Annotated in this window: 3 protein-coding genes; 1 reads left to right on the top strand and 2 read right to left on the bottom strand. The window is 52.6% G+C overall.

All coding sequences use genetic code 11. From position 1 onward, the window contains the following. Positions 1–277: 277 nt before the first annotated feature. Complete coding sequence (locus tag Q0294_RS18805; RefSeq protein ID WP_299468529.1) at positions 278–1,714, bottom strand: DUF1501 domain-containing protein; 1,437 nt, start codon at positions 1,712–1,714, stop codon at positions 278–280. A 3-nt stretch (positions 1,715–1,717) separates the two neighbouring features. Beyond that, complete coding sequence (locus Q0294_RS18800) at positions 1,718–4,930, bottom strand: DUF1553 domain-containing protein (RefSeq protein WP_299468527.1); 3,213 nt, start codon at positions 4,928–4,930, stop codon at positions 1,718–1,720. 210 nt (positions 4,931–5,140) lie between these two features. Here Q0294_RS18800 and Q0294_RS18795 point away from each other — a divergent pair. Further along, positions 5,141–5,724 (top strand): hypothetical protein (locus Q0294_RS18795; protein ID WP_299468525.1); only part of this gene is annotated, 584 nt, incomplete at its 3' end.

Raw genomic sequence — 5,724 nt, 5'->3', positions numbered from 1 at the left:
TTTCATCAAAGGTCGGACTTTTGGAACGGCGAAACGATGCCGTTTGCTCAAGGATGATCATCGAAAACAGCAACAGTACCCCGTACGCGAGGAATCGCGCGCCCCCCTTTTTCGACGAGATGGATTCAAGAACCGGCATACTTCAATACTGCAAATTGTATTGGGAACTAAAAACGATACTCATATTCGAACGGCTGTTACCTATGTAATCAGCCGAAATACATGTCCGATAGCAAAGGCACACTCAATCGCAGATCGTTCATACTTATAATATAAGCTAGCTCAATAACGGTTTGACCACTTCACCATGCACGTCAGTCAGGCGATAGTAACGCCCCTGAAATTTATAAGTCAGTTTCTTGTGGTCGATTCCCAGGCAGTGCAGTATCGTCGCATTCAAGTCATGCACGGGCAGGGGGTTTTCTGTGATGTTATAGCTGAAATCATCGGTCGCGCCATAGGTGATTCCCGGTTTCATTCCGCCCCCTGCGGCCCAGACGGTAAAACACCGTGGGTGATGGTCGCGTCCGTAATTTGTCGCCGTCAACGTGCCCTGGCAATAAACGGTCCGACCAAATTCGCCCGCCCAGACCACCAGCGTATCATCCAGCATACCCCGCTGTTTCAGATCGAGAATCAGAGCCGCCGTTGCCTGATCGGTTTCACCGGCGAGCTGTTTGATTTTCGTCGGCAAGTTCAGATGATGGTCCCAGCCACGATGATACAACTGGATAAACCGCACGCCCCGTTCTGCCAGGCGTCGTGCCAGCAGACAATTGGCGGCATACGTGCCCGGCTGTTTTGCCTGTTCGCCATAGAGTTCAAAAGTGGTCGCTGATTCCTGTGAAAGGTCGGCCAGTTCAGGAACCGAGGTCTGCATCCGAAACGCCAATTCGTACTGCGCGATACGTGTCGCGATTTCCGGGTCTCCCTTTTCTGCCAGCGAGAGCCGATTCAGTTCCCCTAAATCGTCAAGCATTTCACGTCGCGCCTGCTGGTCAACGCCCGGCGGGTTGGAGAGAAAGAGCACGGGATCGCTCGAACGGCGAAATTTCACTCCTTGATGTTTCGATGGCAGAAACCCGCTCCCCCACAAGCGATCGTATAACGGTTGACCGCCGGTCCCCGAAGTTAAAGCGACAAACGTCGGCAGGTCCTGATTTTCGCTGCCCAGTCCATAGGAAATCCAGGATCCCATACTGGGGCGCCCGGCCTGAATGCTGCCGGTCTGCAGAAAGGTAATTGCGGGGTCGTGATTGATCGCTTCGGTATACATCGATTTGACGACGCAAATCTCATCGGCAATCTTCGCCGTATGCGGCAGGAGTTCACTCATCCAAGTGCCGCTCTTGCCGTGTTGGGCAAACTGAAACATCGAAGCTGCAATTGGGAAACTGGTCTGGCCGGCGGTCATGCCGGTCAAACGCTGGCCCCGACGGATCGAATCAGGTAGCTCGGATTTATGATACTTTTTCAATTCCGGTTTATAATCAAACAGATCCATCTGCGAGGGCGCCCCCGACTGGCTCAGATAAATTACTCTCTTCGCCCGTGCAGGAAAGTGCAGGCCGCTGGTGCTGGCCTTTGTCTGTTCGACTGCTCCTGATTCCTGCAACAGCGTTGCCAGAGCCGCCAGTCCCACGCCAGCAGCGTTCTGTCGCAGAAACGAACGCCGATTGGCCAGCATCTCTACTCCGTCCGTTAAATTTTGCATTTGTTATTCCCTGTTGATCGTTTCATCCAGATTGAGAATCAGACTGGCGATGACGGTATAAGCCGCGTGTTCTGCAATGTCATATTGTTTTAGAGGACGCGAATCTCCCACGGACAATAATTTCTGAGCCGCCTCCGGTGCATTCTGGAATCGCTTCAGATTCCGCTCATAACCGTTCAGGAAAATCGCCAGCTCGCGCTCGTCTGGCTCACGCGCCAGCACGACGCGCATCGCGTACCGAATCCGTAAAGCCGGTTGTTGCCCGGCTTGATTGAGCATCCGTTCTGCCAGTTTACGAGATGCTTCCACATATGTGACATCGTTCAATAATGCCAGCGCCTGGAGCGGCGTGTTCGTGCGGGATCGCTTGACGGTGCAGGTTTCGCGTGTCGGCGCGTCGAAAGTTGCCATTGCCGGTGGTGGCACCGTTCGTTTCCAGAACGTATACATGCTGCGGCGAAACAGATCATCGCCTGTGCCCGGTTCATACTCCTGGCTGGCGATCTCTTTCCAGACTCCCTGTGGTTGATACGGCTTGACCGAAGGCCCTCCAATTGTGGTCCGCAACAATCCTGCAGAGAATAACGCCTGATCGCGAATCGTTTCCGCCGGCAAACGCAGTCGACCGGCGCGGGCCAGCAATTGGTTTTCCGGGTCGACCTGATTTAATGCGGCAGAGACATGAGACGACTGCCGATAGGTGGCGGACGTCACAATGAGTTTCTGTAATCGTTTCACATCCCAGCCGGACCGAATGAATTCGGTAGCCAGCCAGTCGAGCAGATCAGGATGCGTCGGCCAGGCGCCCTGTGAACCGAAATCTTCAGTCGTTTTGACCAGTCCGTTTCCAAAGTACATCTGCCAGTAACGGTTCACAATCACGCGGGCCGTTAAGGGGTTACTCGGATCTACCAGCCAGCGGGCCAGTCCCAGCCGATTGGAAGGCAGATCAGCGGGCAGGGTTCCCAGGCTGGCAGGTATCCCGGCTGCGACTTGCGCGCCCGGTTTATCATACTCGCCACGCATTAATACAAAGGTCGGTTTTTTTTCCTCACGCTCCTGCATCACCATACTGGTGGGTAGACTCCGATAATATACTTCGCGCTGAATTTTGAATTTTTGCAATTCGGAAAACACAGTACGATATTTTTTCGGTGCCGTGTCTGGTGCTATGACTGACAAATAATAGTGAGTCAGCTTTAATTGTTGTTGCGGCGTGCGCTCGAGCTCCGGTATCTGTACAATCTGGCGGACAGACTCTCTGACCGAAGCCATTGCTGCCCGCTCTGAGGAGAAGCAGGCGTTGTAGATTTTCAAATCATCGATCAATCCCTGATACGGATCCTCGTTGTGGTACGCTCCAAATTCCAGTGGTGAAGGAAATGAAAAGCCGCCGGTCAGATAATCAAACTCGGCTTCCAGTTCGTACGGTTCGCCATTCACAAACAGTCGAAAATCCCGTGCATCCGAATTGCCGGCGTAGGTCAACACAATGTGCGACCAGCGATTCAACTCTAGCTGTCTTGTGGACCGCAACAGAATTGCATCGTCCAGCCAGCGCGGCCCGATATTGATCTGTAAATGGCTCTCTTTGAGAAAAATCCGAAAGCCACTCTCATCCTGAGCCGGCGTGAGTGATGCGAGTAGCGTACCGTTCGGTTGCTGCGGCTTGATCTGGAAGACCAGAGAAAACGGATCTTTGTCGCTCAATGTCGGTTTTTGCTCCGACTTATAGGATTGCGTCCCGTTTAGCAGCAATGCCTGACCTTGAATCCCTTGAACGAATTCTGGTTTTATATTTGACGTTTTCTCTTCATTACTGGTCAGATCGCTGGAAGCGTTTGTCTTTTGAGCATAGAAGTCCGCGTTCTGCTTTCCGATCACTCGTAGCTTCAGATCACCATCGAAGGATATCTGATAAACCAGATCTTTTTCCGGTAGCTTCGGTTGTTCATCGATCGAAGGACCCTGTTGTTCCCAATAGGTTTGGAATGTTTTCAGGACAGGAGTCGCCTCTTGTAGCATCTGCTCATATCGCTCGATTCTCTGATCGAGTTCATCCAGTTTCTGTTGCTGCTCTTGCGTAGGCGCTTTCACAAACGGAGCTGCATTGCCGTACTTAATCACGCGACCACGTTCGGGAATATTATTGAAAAACGCAATCATCTGATAAAACTCTTTTTGGGAGACGGGGTCGTACTTATGCTCATGACAGCGGGCACAGCCAATCGTCAGCCCCAGCCAGACCGTTCCCGTAGTCTCGACTCGGTCGACCGCGTATTCGAGCAGATATTCATCGAAAATAATGCCCCCTTCGGAATTCGCACGATGATTCCGATTAAAACCGGTCGCAATTCGCTGGCTGAGTGTCGGATCGGGAAGCAAATCGCCGGCCAGTTGTTCGACAGTGAATTGATCGAAAGGCTGATTCTGATTGAATGCGTTGATCACCCATTCGCGCCACCGCCACATATGCCGTTCGCCATCGGTCTGATAGCCGCTCGTATCAGCATAACGGGCTGCATCCAGCCATTCCATCGCCATCCGCTCGCCGTAATGGGGTGAGCTTAATAAGCGCGAAACCACGTTTTCACAGGCAGTCGGGGAATCATCTTTGAAAAAGCGTTCCTGCTCCTCCAACGTGGGAGGCAGTCCTGTCAGGTCAAGGCTGAGTCGGCGGATCAGTGTCGCTTTGTCGGCTTCGGGAGACGGAGAGAGTCCCTCCTGTTCCAGACGCGCGAGTACAAACGCATCAATCGGATTCCGTACCCAGTTGGCTTGTTTTACTTCTGGAATATCCGGGTGTCGCGGTGGAATAAATGCCCAATGTTTCTGCCAGAGGGCACCGTCGTTAATCCATTGTTTGATCGTCTCAATCTGCGTAGCCGTGATTTGTTTCCCCGATGAGGCAGGGGGCATCTGCAAATCGGGGTCTTTCGAGATCAGCCGCGAGAATAGCTCGCTCTCAGCAGCTTTGCCTTTGACGACCACGGTCGACTCGGCATCGGTTCCCAGCAATCCGGCCTGCAGATCGAGCCGTAAATCGGCTTTGCGTTGGGACGAGTCAGGGCCATGACACTGAAAACAGAGATCGGACAAAATCGGCCGCACGTCACGGTTAAAATCGATTTCCGCTGCTGGTAGTAACCTCTCGCTTACAGAGAGAACCAATAACAGGCTGGATAGACAAACAACACTCTGAAACAGCAGTCTCATCAATGCAATCCCCGAACCGACATTTCCCCATGAGGTGAAACCTGAAACGATGCAGCATCCAGAAATTGTAACACCGCGCTCGGCTGGCCGCCACTGCGGACGCGTCCGATGCTTTCTTGACATCCTTCCGGCGAAGGCATAGACTCAAGTTTTCCTGTTTTCGGCGGCTCTTACTAAAATCCTTCTGTCCCCTCATCCTGAGTCTGAATCATGTCGCTTCTGGTTCGAACGATCCTGATACTGCTCCTGATCGTTTCGATTCCCGGCCTGCTGTTCGTATGGTTGATGCCAACCGAATTTTTTCAGTCCTGGATGATTGAACGAGCGGCTCCGGACCAGTTTTCCCAGTTCGCTGCACATGAACAGGCTCAAGCGATCTTAGTTTTAATGCGAATTTTGCTCCCACTGACGGCGATCTTCACAGCAGCAGGGCTTTTCTTTTATACGCGCGTGATCCACTTTGCCACTCACTGCGGACGCGTGATTTCCGAACAAACCCTGATTCACCGGAAAAGCAAGAGAGACGCGAAGCGGACGATCCTGTTTCGCCTGCTGCTGCTCGCCTGGTTCAGTCTGGGAATAGTGCATTTTGCAGGCGGTGTCAGTCGCCGCATAGAGGACTGGCCATGGTATCATTTTCACGCAGGCCCGGCGATCCTGCCGAACATTAGCGAATCCAACCGGGATGTGATTCGTTTTCTCAATGAGGCCACCGAAGAAGACGCGCGCATACTGGTTTTGAGTGATCAGAAACTGTTCTTTCTTTCCTATTATCTGCTCCCGCGAAAGCTGTT

The organism is uncultured Gimesia sp. (assembly GCF_937919775.1).
Lineage (GTDB): Bacteria > Planctomycetota > Planctomycetia > Planctomycetales > Planctomycetaceae > Gimesia.
Note: the sequence above shows the minus strand (reverse complement) of the source record. Positions and strands in the feature narration are given on the sequence as shown.

Coding starts and splice junctions, on each gene's coding strand:
- Q0294_RS18805 (WP_299468529.1), bottom strand. CDS start 1,714: ATGCAAAATTTAACGGACGGAGTAGAGATGCTGGCCAATCGGCGTTCG.
- Q0294_RS18800 (WP_299468527.1), bottom strand. CDS start 4,930: ATGAGACTGCTGTTTCAGAGTGTTGTTTGTCTATCCAGCCTGTTATTG.